The organism is Bacillus sp. GW823-FHT06B01 (genome assembly GCF_058952315.1).
This window is the reverse complement of record NZ_JBXAHR010000005.1, coordinates 190383-211442: the sequence shown is the minus strand read 5'-3', so window position 1 is coordinate 211442 and position 21060 is coordinate 190383. Positions and strand designations below refer to the sequence as shown.

The following is a 21060-nucleotide window of genomic DNA, read 5'->3' as shown; positions in this document are numbered from 1 at the left end:
CCTTTTATTATTTCAATTACCTAATCAATAAGGGATTCTTTCTTTTCATTATTACTTTACACAAAATAAATACGAAAATTCCGAAAATAAAAGTTGAAAATGCTGGTAACACTTTATCATTTGGCACGTACACACTCCAAAAAGAATTAAGAAGCGCATGGAAAATTAGACACATAAAAATACTTTTAGTTGCGTTATACATTGTAGTTAATAAGAACGATATGGCAATTGTCGTAATTATAAAAGCTATAAAATCCCTTTGAGTTTGATTCGTGCCCGGAATAAACCATAACGGCCAGTGCCAAATAGCCCATATAAAGCTCACAATAATCGTACTAAAAAATGCCGAAAACCTTTTCTGAAGGGCAGGCTGTAAGAATCCTCTCCATCCGATTTCTTCAAGACCACCACCAACGATCATTATTGGAAAACTAAGTAATGCCACGTATAATGGTTTTTGCATCGTTGCTCCACCAAATATTATTGGCAGATAACAACTAATAAAAGCCAAAACAACGATTAGAATATACCATAAAAAATGATACTTAGGATTAACAACATTTTTTATAAACACTCTGAACTCTTCTTTTGATCCATATTTTTTCTTTAAGCTAATTGCAACGATTGCCGGCATAATTCCCCCAAAAACAAATACTATCATCGCTAGCGGTGTACCAAATGTCGTAATGTTAAATTTTATTAAGTTAATTAATAGCCCCCATAGTATCCATGTAAATATTAAAGTGCACATTACATATCGTTTAATTTCTTTCCCCATTTACTTGCCTCCTTTGTTTTAATTACAGCATAAATTTGGATGAAAGAAAATACTTTATGTTAAATTATTCCAAAACACAAAGAAGCATCTATACTCAATTAGATCTTTACAAACAATCCCGCTACCTGCTTTAATTCAGTTGAGGTCTGAAGTTAGAGTCTTACTATTCATTAATCCTGAATAAACAAAGAGCATGCTTTGAAACCCAATCAAAACATGCTCTTTAAATATGCTATCTTAAATTTTTTATAATATGATCAATACCAAATAGTCTCCGCATAATTATATGCGTCACTATTCGGAATAGCATGTTTCCCTTGCGCCTGTGCCTTTCTTGGATCTAAATCATATACCATTGGCGTATAGCATGATGTTTGCCCTTTATTTACAACACCATTTCCTCCAGTACTCCCACAAGTATATGCCTTTCCATCTGTTTTTCTTACGATTCTTGCATCAGCTTCGTTATTATATACTGCTGCACGAGTTACTGTAACTTTTGCCCATGCTGTCTTACACGTCGTGCTAAATTTTAATTCCACATAAGAATTGGAATCAATCCACTTCTTTTCTTTCGTTACTGCGGATTGGTCACAACTATTATAGTAAGGACTTTTCCCATCATATGAATGGTCTTCTGCATATGCTTTATCATTACCAGTCATACTAAACATACTAGTTAAAACGAGCAAAGATAGAAAAAAACATGCGCTTAGCTTTTTTAAAAGTTTCATAGCAATCCGCTCCTTTTTAATAGCGTCCAGTTTTCCCGTAACCATTATTAATCGTCACCGCTTCGGCATCAGCTGTATAACCAAAATCAGCAGTTAAATCAAATACCATTCCTGTATAAGTGCTCGTTTGACCTGTTTTTATTGCTCCATTACCACTATTAGAATCTACTGATTTTTGGAATACACCGTTTTTATATTTATTAATAACGGCGTAAGCATATATTCCCCCAGAAACAGAAGGTGCTGGTTGATCTAAAACAAGCTTAGACCATGCTGCATGACATTTATTACTATAACGTAAATACACTGTCCCTACTTTTTTACTCCCTTCATATACAGCTGTAGACTTTGCATTAAATCCATCTGCATCACACGTTGTACTACCTCCGTATACTTTCGTTGTTGCTGGATTTTTCCCGTCATAATAACTACTTAAATCAGTAGCTGCAAATGTACTTCCTTGAAAACTAAATAATACACCTACACTCACTACACTTAACACACATACTTTCATTAACTTTTTAAACATTGTAAATCTCCTCCTTCAAAATAAGTACGTATCATAAAGACAATCTATCCCCTATGTAAGCCCTCCTTTCATGCTTCCTAGAGGCATCTTACAGAAACGAATAAACGTTGTAAATTCCCTTATAGTTATTGGAATATACGAAGAAATTTACTTATCCGTCTAAGAAAAAAAGTTGAGAAATACACATTTTATTGCATCCTTATTTAAAACATAAAAGAACCGATACTTATTTCACTCAAGCATCGGTTCTTTATACAAAATTGTCATTTTTTCTTTTATATAAATCAAATATTTCTCCACTTAATCCGTTGTAAAAAACTCCCTCGTCACATCAATAAATTGTTGCAGCGGCACTGTCATCCATTTATCTTTATGCCAAGCGATTTGTGTATAAATCGGTGAGATTGCACTTTCTAAATGTAACTCTTCTATCGTCCCTTCTCGTATATCTTTTTCTACTACTATTGCTGGTAAAACTGCTATTCCTAAATCTGCAATAACACATTGTTTAATTGCCTCGACACTAACGAACTCAATTTTATTTGCTGGATACACATCTTCTGTACGAAATAGCTCTTCAAATAAAGTTCGGTACGAGCAACCAAGTTCTGTTAACAAAAGTGTTTCCGTTTCTATATCTTTTATAGAAACGGAAGTTTGCTCGAGTAAATGATGCCCTGAAGCAGCTACTACTTTTAATTCTTCTTTCATAAGCGGCTCCACATGTAAAGCATCTTCTGTTTTACATTCGTCCAAAATAAAGGCAAGATCGACTTTTCCCTCCATCAATTGTTCCTTCACATCTTTATTGGAATGTGCTGGTTTAAATATAAGCTTTATTTGAGGAAATTGCGCTTTAAACCTCTTTAATATAGATGGCAGCCTATATGTACATTGACTCTCTTGCGCACCGATTATTAACGTACCTGCTATTTCCTTATCATCTTTCACAGCCATTTTCGCTTCGTTGCTGAGCGCAATCATCTTGTCGGCATATAGTTGAAACTTCCTACCTGCTTCAGTTAAGAAAAGACGTTTTCCTAATCTTTCAAATAACGGCGTACCTAGCTCAGCTTCTAACGTTTTAATTTGCGCTGTCACACTCGATTGAGCAAAGTTTAATTTCTTCGCAGTTTGCGTAAAATTCAAAGTATCCGCTGCTACTTTAAATGTAATTAATTGTTTTATCTCCATTTATCGTCCCTCTTTTCAATCGATATTTCCGATTGATTTCATCGAAATAATCCTCTTTGTCTATTGATATTTGTATTGTATGATAAAGAGCATCGACAAACAATAAAATGGAGGTATTCCATATGAAAGCACTTTGTTTCGAACAGTTCGGAAACCCAGATGTACTACAATTTAAAGAAATACATGACCCAATCATAAATCCAAATGAAATTCTTATCCGCACGAAAGCAATCGGATTAAACTTCGCTGATATTTATAGACGCCGCGGTGATTATCATCTCGCTGGTAACCCGCCTTATATATTAGGTTATGAAGGCGCCGGCATTGTTGAACAAGTAGGAGCTGACGTTACGAATATTAATCCTGGAGACCGTATCGTATTTGCTGATGTACCTTTTGCAAATGCAGAACTAGTTGCTGTTCCATCGGAGAAAGCAATTAAGCTTCCAGATTCTATCTCTTTTGAAACAGCCGCTTCTGTCTTATTACAAGGATTAACAGCACATTATTTAACGAAAGATAGCTATGAAATAAAACAAGGTGATATAGCTTTAGTACATGCCGCAGCTGGTGGTGTTGGACAACTTCTTATTCAAATCATTAAACTACTAGGCGGAAAGGTAATCGGCCTCACGTCATCAAAAGAAAAAGCACAAATAGCTACATTAGCTGGTGCTGATCACGTATTTTTATATACGGAAGCATGGCCTGCGAAAGTACTTGAAATAACAAACGGTGATGGAGTAAATGTTGTATATGAATCAGTAGGTTCTACACTAGAGGAAAGTTTTAGCGCTACTAAAACTGGTGGTACTGTCGTATTTTACGGAATGGCTGGCGGTAATCCTGCTCCCGTTGATCCGCGTATGCTTATGGATACTTCAAAAACTTTAACTGGCGGAGACCTTTGGAACGTGCTTACATCTTATGAAGAGAGAAAAGAACGCTCCTCTCAATTATTCGAATGGATTACGACCGAAAAATTAAAGATCGCAAGTTCTACTACATTCTCTTTACAAGATGGTGCCCGTGCTCATGAATTATTAGAGAGCCGAAAAAGCACAGGGAAGATTTTATTAATCCCATAATTCATAAAATAAAAAGGAAGCTAGATTTCTCTATCTTCCTTTTCTTATTTTTATATTTCCACACTTTCTTTCCCTTTTGCAACATAACTCATATCTCCAACCGACTCGACTGTGTATGTTCCATTTTGATATATAATCTTCGTCACACTAGCATTTTCTACTCCAAGTTTTGTTTTGCTACTGTCTAACATTTCGATTAAGGTAGTAATCAAAAGCCCATGAACGACAACTAAAACGTTACCGCCACCACTTTTAGTAGATTCTTCACTAATTTTATCAATTTCTGCTTTTATACGCGTAGAAAATAATTCCCAATCTTCCGCCTGTTTTGTAGGGTCTGCTGCTCTAATCAGATTAATCACTTCTTGAATAGAAAACTTCATAAGTTCTTCTGGTGATGTAACGCCCGCAGCTTTTCCAACCATATCCCACATACTTTCAAGTTTTTCACCTTCAAAAATACCAAAATTTAATTCTCGTAAATTTTTTCTTTGCTCTAGTTTCAATTTTGATTGCTCACTATATTTTAATACTAAATTAGCAGTTTCAATCGCTCGGCCACTATCACTACTATATGCACTCATAAAATGAACATCTTTTAATCCCGTTCCTAAATTAGAGGCAACTTCCACACCTTTTTCTACTAACGGAGAGTCTGCCCAACCTTGCGCGCGATGATTCGTATTTAATATTGTTTTACCGTGTCTTGTAACATATAACGTAACTACATTCTCATTGCTATCTGTTTCTCGATTCTTCATTCTTTTCTCTCCCTTTACATTTCTATATCAATTTTACCATCTTAATTATTCATTGAGCAAAATATACGTAAGTGCATTTGTTTAATAAAAAAGCTATCTTTCTGTATATCCCTACAAAAAGATAGCATCTTTTATGATTACATTTTTTTAACCGATACTCCTACTCAGCAAATGCACTCGAATACTCAACAACTCCTTCTACACCTTCAAGAGCATTCCCTCTCAGTTCCATCACCATAAACACTTCATCTGGTACTTCAAATGGTGCTTTTATATTCCACTCACTTGCTTTCTTAAAACCAAATTTCGGATAGTACTCTGGATGGCCTAATACTACAACTGACCCGTATCCAAGGCCTTTTGCTTTTTCTAACGCAGCTACAATAAGTTTACCGCCAATTCCTTTTTTCTGATGGCCCCTAGCAACTGATACTGGCGCAAGCGCTAATGAATCTACAGAAGCTCCATCTTTTTCTATCGTAATTTTCGATAACATAATGTGACCGACTATTTCCTCATCTACCGCAACAATAGATAACTCAGGAACAAACGCATCACATTCTCTAATACGCTTTACAAGTTCATGTTCCTTTTTATCACTATACTCTTCATTTAAAAATACTTCTTTTACAACTTCTTCTGTTTTTCTATAATCGCTTTTTTGTTCTTGCCTAATCGTTACCACTCTATATTACCCTCTATTCTTTCTTATTTCTTTTTGGATTTTACGAAGCGCTTTTTTCGATCCGCGCTCAATATCATGTTGCATTTTTCTTTCTTTATAATCGACAAATAGTGTATTTAAATCGTATCCCTCTGGATATAATTCTTTTGCTGCTACCTCTAAAGTAATACGTTTTACATTTACTTCAACAAATTCACCGTTATAATATACAACGACGTTATAGAAATTATCTATTTCCTTATAGATAATACCAAAATCATCATGATCTAATAAATTTACACGATCGCCGATTTTGTACTCGTAATGATTTTCTCTTTTTTCTTGCACAAGTTTCGGTTTTCTAATTTTACTTTCATTCACTTTTTCTAGCGCATATTCTTTATTTTCCATATACGCTTTCGCTCTTTGTAGTACACGTTCTCTTACATTCATTTTATTCGCAATCCAAAGCGCATTACTTTCACCTGATTTACCGATCACTAATTTATACAGCGGTTCTAGTGTCTCACTATTAAATTGCATTGCTGCGTTCATAAAATCATCGTGCATTTCTGAGAAGCGTTTAATTTCACCGTAATGTGTACTCGCAACTGTAATACATCCCGCAAGATAAAACTCCTCTAAAATAGAGATTGCAAGTGCTGCCCCTTCATTCGGTTCAGTCCCGCTTCCTATTTCATCAAATAATAGCAACGTATTATTGTTTGACATCCTCATAATTTCAGATAGATTTTTCATATGAGATGAAAATGTACTGAGTGCATTTTCGATACTTTGATTATCACCAATATCTACAAACACATTTTCAAAAATAGCAATTTCTGTTTCTTTATCTCCAGCGATGTGCAAGCCTGACATTGTCGCTAAAGTTAACAATCCGATTGTTTTTAATACAATTGTTTTCCCGCCCGCATTCGGTCCTGTAATAATTAAACTACGGTAGTTTTGACCAATTTCAAAGTATAACGGTACTACTTTTCCACTTAAAAGCGGATGCTTACAATTTACTAAACGAATGTAGCCATGATCATTTAATTCCGGCTCTATTCCATCGATTGATTTACTAAACTTCGCTTTTGCAAATACCATATCATACTGACTAATTAATTCCATATTAATTTTTATATGATAAATATTTTCTACTACCATCCCTGATAAAGTCGCTAAAATTTGATACTCTTCCATCGCTTCTTCTGCTTTCAAACTAGCGAGTTCCGCGTTTAACTTTGTAACCGTATGCGGTTCTACAAATACAGTAGAACCTTTAGCAGACGCTTCAACTATACTTCCCGCAACTTGATTTTTATAAGAAGATTTAATTGGAATCGTATACCTATCATCCTTCTTACTAATAAAGAATTCTTGAATATACTTCTTATTTGCACTACTATTTAAAAACTTCGTTAAACGTTCTTTTATTTTCCCTTCTACCGAATCAATGTTATTTCGAATTCGTTTTAGCTCTTTACTAGCAGCTGCATCAATGCTATTTCCTTTAATGGAAAAATTAATTTCCTCTTCAATACTTTTAAATTCAGTCATTGAATTTGCATAAGAAGCTAATACTGGCGCAAAAAATTCTTTATCTAACATAAATTTTTTAATCTTTCTACAGCCACGTAAAAAGTCTGAAACACTTACTAACTCTTCAGGATCTAAAATCATCCCTTTTTCTAATTTTTGAATTGTACTAGCAATATTTGAAATACCGAAAAAAGGAACATGCCCTTCTGCATCTACTATAGCTCGTGCTTCCGTCGTTTCATTCAAGCGATTCCTCACTACTTTTATACTCGTACTCGGTTCTAATTTATTTAATAATTCCTTACCTAATCCACTTACACAATAAGATTTCACTATATCCTTCAATTCGTTATATTGTAATTTTTCAAAAGTCATCGTATTCATTTTGTTTCTCCTCACTATGATTGATTTTTATCATAAATGAAGATACCTACCCATTAGATTCCAATGAGCCCTACACGATTTAATTACCATTTTTATACATTAAAAATATATACAAAAAAGCTGCGGGGATACCGCAGCTTTTACATTTACAAGGCATGTGTAATAACATATGAGGAAATAAGCCATAAAAAACAGATGGCAATCCCATTATTACACGCTTTATAAAGTATTGTAGGTATCTTCATAGGTATCGAAATAAATCCATGACAAAATTAGGGGTATGATATACATAAAAATCCCCTGTTCTTATCCGATTTATTTCATTAAATTTTTCCTATTTAGTACCTACCGCACTCACAAAAAGCACCTCTCATTAATTTATATTATAGTCATTGAAATCTAATTTACTGAAATCATCATACTATATGTTTTGTGAGAAGTAAAGGTGTCATGCTTAATTAATACGCATCTATACATTTAAATATCAAGTCATACACTTGAATTATATCCAACTTTCATTTCACTGCGAAAAAATCAAACAAGTGCCTCCGCTATTGCGAATGTCATTTACTTCCCCTAATACATTTAATATTTATGACAAGCAATCATAGGAGGTTACTATATGAGCGAACAATATATTATTTTACATGGACCTGCTCTTGAACCAGATTTAATTGGCCCCACACTACCACCAATTCCACCATTTATATTCCCTACCGGGCCTACTGGAATCACAGGACCTACCGGTGCGACAGGTTTTACCGGAATTGGAATAACTGGTCCCGCTGGGGGGACAGGGCCTACTGGAATTGGAATAACTGGTCCCACTGGAGCAACAGGTTTAGGGATCCTCCCCGTATTTGGAACAATAACTTCTGAAATAGGTATCGGTTTTTCAGCAGTAGTTAATACAAATGTTAATTTCACCATTCCAGGACCTGTTAGTGGAACTACTCTAAATCCAGTAGACAACTCCATTACAATTAATACTACTGGTGTATACTCAGTATCGTTTTCAATCGTATTTGTGATACAAGCTATTTCGTCTAGTATATTAAATCTTACAATAAACGATTCAATTCAATTCGCAATTGAATCACGAGTTGGTGGTGGTCCTGGGGTAAGAGCTACATCCGCCAGAACTGATCTATTATCTTTAAACCAAGGAGATGTTCTTCGAGTACGAATAAGAGAAGCCACGGGTGACATTATTTATTCCAACGCATCCCTTGTTGTCTCAAAAGTCGACTAGTTCATTTATTAAAATAACGATTTAGGAATGATAACAATATAAAAAGAAGAGGAAAACTTATATTTCAGTCTACCTCTTCTTTTCTATTAACAATTCACTGCTGAACATATATGGAAACTGATCCTCCACTTACATGGAACTGCCCCCATCCATCCTTATTAATTGTTACAGTATTTGTTTGATTACCCGTCATATCGTGCCATACTTCCCCTGCATTATTCTTTCCAACATCCATCCACTTTGATCCTCCCGGTCCATCAGAGATTAATGTCGCTAAACCAGAATTAGCATGTACACTATCACCTTCTCTTGTCCATCCAATCACATCTGGATGGTCTAAATAATCACGCTGCGTACCATATGCAAAGTTTTTTCGTGCTGTCAAAATCGGATCAATTTTATCTTTTAACGCTGGAATTTCATAACTACTATTTCCGCTTGTCCCATAGTAATCACCATAAAAAACTGAAGGATAGCCCTCTGCACGAGTTAAAATAAATGCATATGCCAACGGTTTAAACCACGGACTTACTACAGATTCCAATGACTGACCAGGCTGCGAATCATGATTCTCAACAAGAGTAACTGCGAGTGCAGGATGATTTTGCATTACTGTTCCATTTAAAATATTTCTCATATCATAATTCCCATTTCCTTTTGAAGCATAATGAAAATTGTAATGCAGTGGTGCATCAAATACAGATTGATTATAATTGACTTTCGCTAAATAATTATTTAAAGTTTGGATATCATTTTGCCAATATTCAGCCACCGTAAACATTTCTTTCCCCGTTTGCTGTCTGACATGATTTACCCAATCGCGTAAATATTCATGATCAATATGTTTAACAGCATCTAAACGAAAGCCATCTAAATTTAATTCATTCGCATACCACGTCCCCCAATTTTTCATCTCATTCGCAACATCTGGATGATCAAAATCAAGGTCTGCATACATCAAATAATCATAATTTCCATTCTCACTAGACACTTCCCAGTCCCATGCTTTACCTATACCCCTAAATTTATAAATTCGATTTAATTTCCTTCCTTCATCCCAATCCGTTCCGTCAAAATGATACCATTTCCATTTGAAATTAGAATAAGCATCCCCACGCCCTGGAAAGTTAAACCCTGTCCATGCATTAATTTCATAATCACCTGATACTTCAATATTTCGATTGTTACGGTCTACCTCAACAGCTGTTACAGTTTCAGTATAATCTGCTCCACCTTTATGATTCATAACTACATCACCGTATACATAGATATTTTGCTTATGTAAAGCTTCAATTGCAGATTTCAATTGTGCTTTCGTTCCATATTTTGTTCGTACCGTTTCTTTTTGATTGAATTCCCCTAAGTCATATAAATCATATGCTCCATATCCTACGTCATTTTGCGTAGTTCCTTTATATGCAGGCGGTATCCAGACAGATGTAATTCCCTTTTGAGCTAAATTTCCAGCATCTGAATGCAAGCGGTTCCAATGATTCCCATCATTTGGAGCATACCACTCAAAATACTGCATTAACGTTCCATTGTTAACCGTATCTGCATACGCTTTACTCTCCCCATATATACTAGGTAAAAACAAAACAACCGACAAGCCGACTACTGTTATTTTTTTTAACATATTTAAACCATTCCTCCTTAGAAAACGTTTGCATAGTTTATCGGAATTATTATAATATTCGTTCTACAATTAGTAAAGTAGCAATCTCTCATTCTCCCACATTATTTTTTAGTCTAACTTCACATATTTAACAAATACTTCAAAGTAGTTTTATTTCACATCTTATTTAAGATTGTTTACAATTTATCTATAAAAGCATGACGGAGGGATTTCTATGACCGACTTTCAAGAACAATTTTTTGCACGATTACATATAGAAGAAAAAGACAAAGTTTCATTTGAAGATTTACCTAACATTATGTACGCGATGGCACAAACTGTCCCTTTTGAAAACTTAAATATACTCGAAAACAACTTTACAGAAATATCAAAAGAAAATTTAAAAGAAAAAATTTTAGTAAACAACCGTGGTGGTCTTTGTTATGAACTCAATCCTACTATGTACTACTTCCTTAAAGACGCTGGATTTGATGTTCATCTCGTTTCAGGAACAGTGTACAATGCAGCAAATTGTATATGGGCTGTTGATTCTGGACACATCGCAACTGTTTTAACACATCGTAATGAACTTTATTTAATTGAAGTAGGATTTGGATCATACTTACCTCTTGCTCCTATCCCTTTCTCAGGTGAAGTCATTCACTCCGTTACAGGAGATTATCGTATTCGTAAAGAAATGACCGAAAAAGGAAACTACATGTTAGAGATGCGTAAAAATAATGAGTTTTTGGATCAATCTTCTACTGATGATTGGACGTTAGGCTATGCATTTCATATAGAAGAAGTGAATGAAGAAAAAGTAAATGCGGCACAAAAAATTATTGTTGAACATGAGGGCTCACCATTTAACAAAGTACCTCTTATTGTAAAACTAACTGCAGATGGGCATGCATCTTTAACAAAGGATAGTCTGACAATAGCGAAAAACGGTAAAAAAACGAAAGAAAATGTTACAAATGCGCAATATAAAAATCTTTTACATTCAAAATTCGGAATTACGTTATAATTTTTCAAGCCTTGCCATTTTAGCAAGGCTTTTCATTTTCCGGCAGGGATTTTTTGCAATTTGTTGTATTTCATAGTTATATAGGAATATAACTACATATTTAGAAAGGAAATGATTATGACTGAACTTAAAGATCGACTACAAGTAGATGATAAAGAGAAATGGGATTTAACGGATATTTATCATACAATTGAAGATTGGGAAAGCGATTTTCATAAAATTGAAGTATTAACGAAAGAATTACATGAGTTTAATGGACATATTCACGATGGCAATAGTTTATTAGCCTATTTAACAAAGAGCGAAGAAATTTCTAGCATAATATCTTTAATGTTCGCTTATGCACGATTACAATCTGATCTTGATACGCGCGATACTGACGCTCAATCTCTTGTCGATAAAGTATCACAATTACACGTGAAAGTAAGTGCGGCTAAATCTTTCTTTTCCCCATTCTTACTTAGCGTAGATGAAAACACATTACATTCTTACATAGAAGAAGCAGAAGGCTTACAATATTATAAAGAAGACTTATTTGAATTATACCGTTATAAAAAACACGTATTAAATAAGGACCAAGAAGAGATTTTATCACAAATGGGCGAAGCACTTTCCTCTCCTCAGCATACATACGGCATGTTAAATAATGCAGATATACTATTTGGTGAAATTACAAATGATGATGGAGAAAAAGTAAATTTAACACGCGGAATGTATGCAAAGTTAATAGAAGATGAGAATCGCGAAAAACGTAAGGAAGCCTATAAAGCTTATTACAAACCATACGTTCAATTAAAAAATTCTATCGCTTCTACTTTATCTGCTGCTATTAAAAATAATGTTACTGTTTCAAAGCTAAGAAACTATCCATCAGCTTTAGAAAAATCATTATTTGGCGACATGGTTCCAAAAGAAGTATATGAAAATTTAATTGATACGACGAAAAAAAATATTCAATCACTACATACTTATAATGAACTTCGAAAAGCAAAATTACATGTAGATGAACTACGCCAGTACGATTTGAGCGTTGATTTAGTAACGGGTGTAAAACAAGACATTCCATATGACAAAGCGTTTGACATCATGATTGAATCACTAGCTCCATTAGGTGAAGAATATATTGAAACATTAAAAAGCTTTAAAGATAAACGTTATATTGACGTGAGAGAAACGCCAGGAAAGCGTTCCGGCGCTTATAACTTTGGTGTATACGGTGTTCATCCTTTCATTCTTTTAAATCATCACGATGATTTAAATAGCCTTTTCACTCTTACTCATGAATGTGGACACGGTATGCATACGCACTACTCACACGGATACCAACCAAGAATTTCTGCACACTATACTATTTTTGTTGCAGAAGTCGCTTCTACAGTAAATGAAGTGCTACTAATTCATCATTTATTAAAAGAAGCAAAAGATGCTAATGTACGTAACCATTTAGTAAACCATTTTATCGACAAATTTAAAGGCACTTTCTTTACACAAATTATGTTCGCTGAGTTTGAAAAAATCACACATGAAATGGCGCAGCAAGGTAAACCATTAAATGCTCAAGTCTTTAGCGAAGTTTATGAAAACTTGTTTAGAGAGTATAATGGCGACTCCCTCGTATTTGACGAAGAAGTACAATATGGATGGGCTAGAATACCGCATTTCTATCGTCCATTTTACGTATACAAATATGCAACTGGATTCGCTTCTGCAATCCAAATTGCTGATAAGTTATTGAGCGGCGATCCAAATGCTCAAAAACATTATATTGAATTCCTTAAAGGTGGAAGTTCGGACTATCCATTAAATCTACTGAAAAAAGCTGGTGTTGATTTAACTACGCCAGAACCGATTGAAAGTGCACTAAATCGTTTCAACTCACTTGTTGAAGAGTTTTCAGCATTATAAAAAGCATGCAGAGTATATACTCTGCATGCTTTTTTCTTTTCGGTTACTTTATTCTCAGTCTATTTTCATCACTAATAAACAAATTTGTGTCACATACTCCTCTACTAAACAATCACATTCAGGTCCCTTAATGTAAACCTCATATGGTGACCCCTCTATTACATAACTATTTCTTTCAATCCATTTTTCTAACGCTATATACGCGTAACCTATATAGTCGTAACTTCCATAATGCATAGTAGTAACAATTTGATGCGGATTTAATTTTTTTATTTCGGATCCTTGTACTACGTCTTTATCGTTCTCATACAAAATTGGAATTCTTAATTCAATATCGCTTTCATTCGGGATATACTCTTCATCATAAAAAACTGTAGAAGGCGAACCGACTATTGGAAAATTATGCTTTTGTACCTTTTCATATAAGTCATAAAAATAATCATCCATATCATCTATATTTATTTGTAACCTTTGAGTAATTACCATTATTTCATTTCTCATTCCAATTAATATATCGTAACTTCTATGGCGAGCAATATACAGGCCATTATTCACATTTACCATTTCATTCATTTCTGAAATAACCTGTAAATTTCGCTTCACTTCGTGAGACAACTCTATAATTTGTGCTTGCATATGTTTCACAAACGAGTCTTGATCTGATGACTGCAAAATGATTTTAATTTTTGGTAGAGGGAACTTATACTCTCTTAACTTTTTTATTTCCAACGCTATTTCTAACTGTCCTTGCTCATAATATCTATACCCATTTTCCGGGTTCACATATGCTGGTTTTAATATATCCTCTTTGTCATAATGCCTTAGCATCCGTGTACTCATTTTACAAATCCGTGAAAACTCAGTAATTGTATACATATACTTACCCCTTGAATACATTTTCTTATAAGCTTATTTTAAAACCAATCAAAAATCTTCATTCTGATTGTTCAATCTCCTCATTTTTGAAGGTAATAAATGACGAGGACAATACCACGTTAAACAATTTATTGCACCTCCCATTGTCGATACTTCTCCTACATGAATTTGAATAGCTTGTTTCTCCGTATGCTGTTGAATATATCGTAAAACTTCCCTATCTTTAGCTAATCCAAACTTAGGAACATAAATCGTATCACATGTTTCTAACATATTTATATACAACCCTTTTGCCGATGCTATTTCTTCATCATATTGTCCCTTTTCTGTATATGACGATGGAACAACTATAAATTTAGCTTCTGGCATTTGCTCTTGAATCATCTCTTGAACATTATATCTAAATTCATGATCCCCTAAAAAATCACTAATAAACATCGTATGCTCATCAATAAATTTAACCATTCCGTCTGCATGTGCGAGTACGTCCCCTTCTTCAGCAGGAATAATAATAACTCGGCCCACATCTAAATCCCATTCTAGTTGCTCTATAATTTCTTCTTCCGTCCAATCATCATTATCATCAAATATGCGTTCCGTTACTATAACAGTATCTTTTTTATTCCAAATAAGATTTCCACCGTCTAATATCAATGGAGACTTCACATATTCAAATTCGTTCTTTTTCAACCATTTATTAAATTGTTGATCTAAATATCGCCATTGATCTTTCGGTAAGTAATTCGGTTCATATTTAAATTTAACTAAGTGATTTGTGACAACTGGTGCAACATCTCTTAGCCAAATATCATCATACTCAAAAAAGCTTGTTTGAAAGTCTTGCTCTTCAACAGATAAAGAAACAAGTTGATCAGTAAAAGATTTATGTTCATTTAAGTATTCATTAAAATAAACCAGGTCTTCATAAAATGGACGATAATATTCATTTGATTTATCTGGTATTGCAGTAAAAATAATTCCATTTTGTTTTTGTTCCATATTATTTACCTCGCTTTTTAATAATGGCTGAATAACTAATTTCACTTTGCCAACTATTTCTCTTTCATAACAATTTTCGAAACGTGCACATTTCATGAATGGATTATAGCACGGAGAAATATTATATATTTATATAAAAAATATATCCCTGTAGTTGAGCGGAAAGTTGACTCTTGACGGGATTTTAAAATACAATATTAAAAATTTATATGAAAGTATGAAATTGAATAATAGAATCATAAACCCTATCATTATAAAGCTAGTTAATACTATTTCTTTCAATGCTGTTACTCCTTTTTGGCGAAAAATAAAACATAACAAAATAGGTAAAAGTAACAATGTACCTATTTTGTCCGCATGTTACTAAATTTCAATCAATTACTTCAATTGAATCGGTTGTTGCTGTGTAGCACAATGAATCATGCCACCATTTTTATAAAGCTCCCTCACATCAATACCAACTACTTTACGACCTGGATATAACTTCTGAATCGTATCATTTGCGATTTTATCATTCGGATCATTATAATTAGGCACCAATACCACTGTATTCCCAATATAATAATTAATATACGATCCCTTATAATCGAGAGCTTTTCCATTTTCTAAAATAACTTTCTCTTTACTAAGAGGTAAGTATTCATACTTATATTTCTGCCCTGACGCACTTTTTGCATCTAACAATGTATCCATATCTTTGTTTGACAATCCCCATTCGGCTAGGTCATCTTCTTTCATCGTTACAATGGTAGATTTACCATGAAATTTAGCAAATCCATCAATATGAAAATCAGTAATATCTATATTAGGTACTCCATCTAACCAAATAAAGTTTGTTACTCCAAGGTCACTTATATATTTTTCAATTTCCTTTTCTGATAAATCCGGATTTCTATTTTTATTTGTTACAGCACTCCGAGTTAATAACGCTGTACCGTTGCTGTCTAATTCAATTGCACCGCCTTCAAGGACAAAATTCCCCCAATCAATCCTTTCAATCCCTACTTGTTCACTAACATTTTCACGTACACGAGCATCATTTTTATATGGAGTTTTCTTTCCCCAACCATTAAATGCCGGATCTAATATTTTGAGATTTTTATTATTGTCATAAACAAAAATCGGCCCACTATCTCTTGCCCATACATCATCAGTAGGAGCGATAAAGAAATCAATTTTATCCATATTCAATCCTTTATCTATTAAAAGATTATTGATGCGCTCTTTCTCTTCCTCATCGTATGCAACAATATGGACTTTTTCACCCTCGGTTAAAGCACTTGCCATCTTAACCCAAATCGGTTCAACTTCCTGCTTATACTCTTCACCATATGTGTATTCATGAGGCCATTGCAGCCAAGTACCTTCATGCTTATCTTTTTCATCTGGCATCGTATATTTTCCAACTTTTTTCTGTACCTCTACTTTTTCACTCTCTTTCCCTGTAGCATTTTCATTGTTCCCCTCAAAAGAGCATCCACTAATAATCGTTGTAGATAATGTAGCCATTAAGCAAAACTTTACTATTTTTTTCATTTTGTAAACCTCCTGTTCTTGTCTCCAATAATGTAAAGCTTCACATAGTGTTAAGCTCAAGCTTTTTTATCAATGTAAAATTCACCAATTAATCTTCCTCATAAATTCAATACGAATAGATAAACTTCCCGCAGCAGATTTCCTATATTTAACATTCATATCATTTAACTTCCTAAATAAAATTATTCTACTATTCCCCCTTCATAGTTACTTCTTCGTTGAACATTCAAAAAAAAATCGGTATTGATAAATTCATATCAATACCGATTTAAAAATCATTATTTTGCTTCTATTAAATCACTCGCCATTTTCCTAAACTCTTGATTAAATGCATCATCCATACCATTTTGTACGTTAGAGAATAATATGACAAACGTTTTTTTATCCCAGTTAAAATTATTAAAAGTATTCCACCCTGCCAATACGCCGTGGTTATGATAATAATCTGGATACGTATAGAAACTAAATCCATATTTTCTTGCAGGTGATGCCGTAAACATATCTAATACACTTTGTTTAGATAACAGTTTTCCATCCATTATTGCCTCATCTAATCTTTTCATATCTTCAACAGTCGTATACATTTCACCACACCCATACAACCAGTTCATTTTTAAGCGGGGTGCAGCTATTAATTCATTATCTTTTCTCGTATAACCTTCTGCTAAAAAAATATCTTCTGGGAGAGTCGCCCCCATTCCAGATTCATGCATGCCAGCAGAAGTAAAAATATTTTCTTTGATGTATTCAGCGAGCGGTTTATTCGTAATTTTTTCTACAATATATGCAAGCACCATATAATTATAGTCTGTATATTTCCAGCCTGTCCCTGCAGGAAATTGCAATTTTTGCGCTCCAATCCACGTTACTAACTTTAAACGTGACCCCGCATCCACCCTACCTTGTCCTTGATCTGGCAAGCCGGATGTGTGTGTTAATAGATTTCGTAACGTAATGTTTTTATCTGCCGGAAACGATGGAATATACTTATTTACATTGTCTTCAATATTTAATTTCCCTTTTTCCTTTAGCTGCATAATAGATATTGCAACGACTGTTTTCGTAATTGAACCGATGCGATATTTCGTTCTTGGCGTTGTTACTACTTTATCTTTCACATTCGCATACCCATAACCTTTTCGTAAAATTACATGGTCTTTACTGGCTACAAGAACACTCCCATTAAATCCTTTATCTTTTAAATATTGATCTAGTTTTCCAGCTACAACTTCATAGCGCTTTTTCTCATTTGCATCAACTTCTTGCATATCGCTCTTTTGCTTACTATTCACATTAGAAAATGCCTTTATATCATATTTCTTACCTTTATTTGCATGCATTAGTGCAACGACACTCCCACAAAAAATAGCAAAAATAAAGAAAACAATTAACCATTTCTTTAGCATAATAGGAACCCTCTTTTATCTAGTTTCACTTAACGCGCATCCATTCTATTCTATATATGTTAATTTTCAAATACTTTATAATATTACCTATCTATTATTCACCTAATTAAACTAGATTCCTTTTTCTCATATTCAGTTTTTGGCTACTCTCTATTGTATTTCTTTCTTGTAAAATTTCCACCTTACAATCGGATACACCCTACTATAATTTCAACAGCTTATGTAACATTTGTTACACATAATAAGAAATGGAGTTGTTACGATGAAAAATACCGATAAACACAATCGTTTAAATGATATGATGTTCCATTACAGAGTAACAAAAAATAACATAGTTTTAACTGAATATTACGTAAAATAAATTAAAATATTAAAAGGAAATGATGCTGAAAAATTTTTAAACAAAATAAATCATGCACATAACATAACGATACAAAAAAACAACTCATTATGGCTAAAGTAACAGGTAATTTCAAAAGGGGCAATGAACGTCATTGAAAACGAATCTCATTTATTTTTTGATTATATAACATATAAAATAGAAATGTCGCACATTCGGCATTTCTTTAGAATTTCTTCATAAAAAATTTACATTGCTAACTTTCTTTTATTTTTTGTTTTTACTATATAAACTCACTGCCGAGATGCTTAATAATACCACTATACATAACCACGCATACGTATACCCTTTCTCATCTACAATATAACCATATAAAACAGGTGCAACAATAATCGCAATTTGATTGAATGTAAGTGCCAAACTAACTGTTATTCCAACACATTCTTCACTTGCCAATTCAGCAACTTCGACAATAAAAAGACTAAACCATCCAATCGAAAAGAAACCTAACAATGCGCTTACACCATACAATAATCCACTCGTTACTGTATGTATGCTCATGACTAACAATAGAATCAAACCGATAGAAGCACAGACAGCTATAAATAATGGCGTGCGCCGATTCCCCTTATAAAACAAATCACTACTAGCTGCTAATACAACACGGCCAATCATTCCAGAAAAGAACATCACTGAAAATACTGTTCCAGCTTCAATAGATGTAATGGATTGTTCCCTTACTAAAAATTTCATGAAGTGCCCAACTAACACCATTTGCAATGAAATCATGCAAATACCCGTTATATAAATTGGATACAACTCTTTTTTGCATATCACTACTTTTAGCTGCATCCATAAAGAATTTTTAATATATTCTTTCCTTACATTCTCTTGGACATATGGCTCTTTATAAAACATAAAAAATAATAAACCTCCAATTATACAAATGCATGCCATACTATTTATCGCATAAGTCACATTATATTGTATTGTAAGAAACGGGATTAAAACTCCCGCTAATGCGCCACCAATCGGTATACCAGCTTGCCTTATTCCCATCGCTAATCCACGATTTTCTTTTGGAAACCATTTTAAAATCACTTTACTTCCTCCTGGCTGGGAAACACTATAAAACATTCCTACTAATAAAAGTACAAATAACAGTCCATTAAATCCACTTACTATATTAGTTAGTAAAAGCGAACCTCCTAGCAAAAATGAACTTATAGAAATTAACAACTTTTCATTATATTGATCAAGTAGCCGCCCAACAAAAAGCATACAAAATAATGGTCCAACATTTACAACACTTACTAACAATCCACTCTCCATATTCGTAAGCGCATATTCTTCTTTCCAAAATAACACCAAAACTCCAACACCATACGTTATAAGTGTCGCTGTTGTTTGAACAATCGTCGCAACAATTAACATCATCCACTTATAAGTACTTTTCATCCTTTCTTCGATTAACACAATCATCCCTCCAACCCCTTCCATTGTATGAAAGTTCTGATATCATATAAAATAAATATTCATCATATAATCCATCAAAAAAATTGATACCTTTCGAAGGGATGATACGTGGACATAAAAGATTTAACTGTATTTTACGAAGTTGCGAAGGAAAATAATATTTCTCACGCCGCTAAAAATTTGAACTATGTACAATCAGGCGTAACAATGCGTATGAAACAACTAGAAAATGAATTAGGTGTGCCTTTATTTTACCGTAACGGAAAAGGTGTAACTTTAACTTCTAACGGTGAGATTTTATTAACATACGCTAAACAAATTATCCACTTAATGGATCAATCTATAAAAGCGGTTCAAAGTAATGGAACTGAGCCAAAGGGCACGTTGAAAATCGGATGTACAGAATCTACAACTGCGGTAAGGCTTCCCTCTATATTAACGGCCTACTATGAGAAACACCCAAAAGTCGAATTGATTTTAGAAACAAATACGACCGAACAACTAATTAGGCTAGTGTTAGAAAGAAAACTAGACGGAGCGTTTATAGCTGGCTCTACTCAGCACGCTGAACTTCATACAAGTGTATTTCGTGAAGAAGAATTAGTTCTCATTAGTAAAAAACCTTTACCCTCTCTTACAGACATAGAAGATATGAATTTACTCGCTTTTAGTCAAGGTTGCTATTATAGAAGTTTATTAGAAGACTGGCTTCAAGAAGAAGGCATCTCGCCTAAACGAATATTAGAGTTCGGAACAATTGAAGCAATACTCGCCTGTGTAAAATCAAATATGGGCGTAGCAATTATGATGAAATCAATTTTAAGTGGTCATGCACATAACTTATCATTCAATCCTTTACCTAATAGATTCAAAAAAGTTCCTACTACTTTTATTACTAGGAACGATATATATCAATCAGCTGCATTACAAAAATTTATGGAGATGATTTAA

18 protein-coding genes and 1 pseudogene are annotated in these 21060 nt (G+C 33.8%); 6 read left to right on the top strand and 13 right to left on the bottom strand.

Annotated features, from left to right (window positions below; all coding sequences use genetic code 11):
* Positions 1 to 16: 16 nt before the first annotated feature.
* From AC1Q8N_RS22605 to AC1Q8N_RS22590, 4 genes are all read right to left on the bottom strand, one after another.
* Positions 17 to 778, bottom strand: coding sequence for a CPBP family intramembrane glutamic endopeptidase (locus tag AC1Q8N_RS22605; protein WP_098848091.1), 762 nt, complete (start codon positions 776 to 778; stop codon positions 17 to 19).
* Positions 779 to 1035: 257 nt separating this feature from the next.
* Positions 1036 to 1512, bottom strand: coding sequence for a DUF2690 domain-containing protein (locus AC1Q8N_RS22600; RefSeq protein WP_048543851.1), 477 nt, complete (start codon positions 1510 to 1512; stop codon positions 1036 to 1038).
* Between the two features lie 16 nt (positions 1513 to 1528).
* Entirely contained in the window at positions 1529 to 2041 is a 513-nt protein-coding gene (locus AC1Q8N_RS22595) for a DUF2690 domain-containing protein (protein ID WP_000473763.1), read from the bottom strand.
* Positions 2042 to 2341: 300 nt separating this feature from the next.
* Positions 2342 to 3235, bottom strand: a complete 894-nt coding sequence (locus AC1Q8N_RS22590) for a LysR family transcriptional regulator (protein ID WP_098078040.1) — start codon at positions 3233 to 3235, stop codon at positions 2342 to 2344.
* 122 nt (positions 3236 to 3357) lie between these two features.
* On the opposite strand from AC1Q8N_RS22590, the gene AC1Q8N_RS22585 reads away from it, so the two are divergent.
* On the top strand, positions 3358 to 4323 hold the full coding sequence (locus AC1Q8N_RS22585; protein ID WP_098078038.1) for a quinone oxidoreductase family protein: 966 nt from the start codon (positions 3358 to 3360) through the stop codon (positions 4321 to 4323).
* A gap of 50 nt (positions 4324 to 4373) precedes the next feature.
* On the opposite strand, the gene AC1Q8N_RS22580 is transcribed toward AC1Q8N_RS22585, so the two are convergent.
* The 3 genes from AC1Q8N_RS22580 to AC1Q8N_RS22570 all read right to left on the bottom strand — a co-directional run bounded on the left by AC1Q8N_RS22580 (position 4374) and on the right by AC1Q8N_RS22570 (position 7677).
* Positions 4374 to 5084 carry a histidine phosphatase family protein gene (locus AC1Q8N_RS22580; RefSeq protein ID WP_048543858.1) on the bottom strand — a complete coding sequence of 237 codons (711 nt, stop codon included), beginning with the start codon at positions 5082 to 5084 and terminating at the stop codon, positions 4374 to 4376.
* Positions 5085 to 5244: 160 nt separating this feature from the next.
* Positions 5245 to 5769, bottom strand: a complete 525-nt coding sequence (locus AC1Q8N_RS22575; protein ID WP_098078035.1) for a GNAT family N-acetyltransferase — start codon at positions 5767 to 5769, stop codon at positions 5245 to 5247.
* Positions 5770 to 5775: 6 nt separating this feature from the next.
* Positions 5776 to 7677 carry an endonuclease MutS2 gene (locus AC1Q8N_RS22570; RefSeq protein WP_098848093.1) on the bottom strand — a complete coding sequence of 634 codons (1902 nt, stop codon included), beginning with the start codon at positions 7675 to 7677 and terminating at the stop codon, positions 5776 to 5778.
* 622 nt (positions 7678 to 8299) lie between these two features.
* Between AC1Q8N_RS22570 and betA the strand changes: the two genes are divergently transcribed.
* Positions 8300 to 8929: a collagen-like exosporium glycoprotein BetA gene (gene betA / locus AC1Q8N_RS22565; RefSeq protein WP_098078030.1), complete on the top strand. Its 630-nt coding sequence runs from the start codon at positions 8300 to 8302 to the stop codon at positions 8927 to 8929.
* Positions 8930 to 9023: 94 nt separating this feature from the next.
* Here the strand turns inward: betA and amyS are convergent, their stop codons facing one another.
* A complete protein-coding gene (gene amyS / locus AC1Q8N_RS22560; RefSeq protein WP_098078028.1) occupies positions 9024 to 10565 on the bottom strand; it encodes an alpha-amylase in 1542 nt (513 codons plus the stop codon).
* A 214-nt stretch (positions 10566 to 10779) separates the two neighbouring features.
* Here amyS and AC1Q8N_RS22555 point away from each other — a divergent pair, with 214 nt between their 5' ends.
* Positions 10780 to 11571: an arylamine N-acetyltransferase family protein gene (locus AC1Q8N_RS22555; protein WP_098078025.1), complete on the top strand. Its 792-nt coding sequence runs from the start codon at positions 10780 to 10782 to the stop codon at positions 11569 to 11571.
* A gap of 117 nt (positions 11572 to 11688) precedes the next feature.
* Positions 11689 to 13476, top strand: a complete 1788-nt coding sequence (gene pepF, locus AC1Q8N_RS22550) for an oligoendopeptidase F (RefSeq protein ID WP_098068269.1) — start codon at positions 11689 to 11691, stop codon at positions 13474 to 13476.
* A 54-nt stretch (positions 13477 to 13530) separates the two neighbouring features.
* Here the strand turns inward: pepF and AC1Q8N_RS22545 are convergent, their stop codons facing one another.
* The 4 genes from AC1Q8N_RS22545 to AC1Q8N_RS22530 form a co-directional block, all read right to left on the bottom strand.
* Positions 13531 to 14352, bottom strand: a complete 822-nt coding sequence (locus AC1Q8N_RS22545) for a MerR family transcriptional regulator (RefSeq protein WP_098078023.1) — start codon at positions 14350 to 14352, stop codon at positions 13531 to 13533.
* Positions 14353 to 14400: 48 nt separating this feature from the next.
* Complete coding sequence (locus AC1Q8N_RS22540) at positions 14401 to 15351, bottom strand: agmatine deiminase family protein (RefSeq protein WP_098078239.1); 951 nt, start codon at positions 15349 to 15351, stop codon at positions 14401 to 14403.
* 378 nt (positions 15352 to 15729) lie between these two features.
* Complete coding sequence (locus AC1Q8N_RS22535) at positions 15730 to 16887, bottom strand: agmatine deiminase family protein (protein ID WP_098642891.1); 1158 nt, start codon at positions 16885 to 16887, stop codon at positions 15730 to 15732.
* A gap of 278 nt (positions 16888 to 17165) precedes the next feature.
* Positions 17166 to 18293, bottom strand: a complete 1128-nt coding sequence (locus AC1Q8N_RS22530) for a serine hydrolase domain-containing protein (RefSeq protein ID WP_098078016.1) — start codon at positions 18291 to 18293, stop codon at positions 17166 to 17168.
* Between the two features lie 262 nt (positions 18294 to 18555).
* Between AC1Q8N_RS22530 and AC1Q8N_RS22525 the strand changes: the two are divergent.
* Positions 18556 to 18791 (top strand): annotated as a pseudogene (locus tag AC1Q8N_RS22525) (hypothetical protein).
* Between the two features lie 109 nt (positions 18792 to 18900).
* On the opposite strand, the gene AC1Q8N_RS22520 reads toward AC1Q8N_RS22525, so the two are convergent.
* Positions 18901 to 20133 (bottom strand): MFS transporter, encoded by a 1233-nt coding sequence (locus AC1Q8N_RS22520; RefSeq protein WP_098078014.1) that lies wholly within the window; start codon positions 20131 to 20133, stop codon positions 18901 to 18903.
* An 84-nt stretch (positions 20134 to 20217) separates the two neighbouring features.
* Between AC1Q8N_RS22520 and AC1Q8N_RS22515 the strand changes: the two genes are divergently transcribed.
* Complete coding sequence (locus tag AC1Q8N_RS22515) at positions 20218 to 21060, top strand: LysR family transcriptional regulator (RefSeq protein WP_048543881.1); 843 nt, start codon at positions 20218 to 20220, stop codon at positions 21058 to 21060.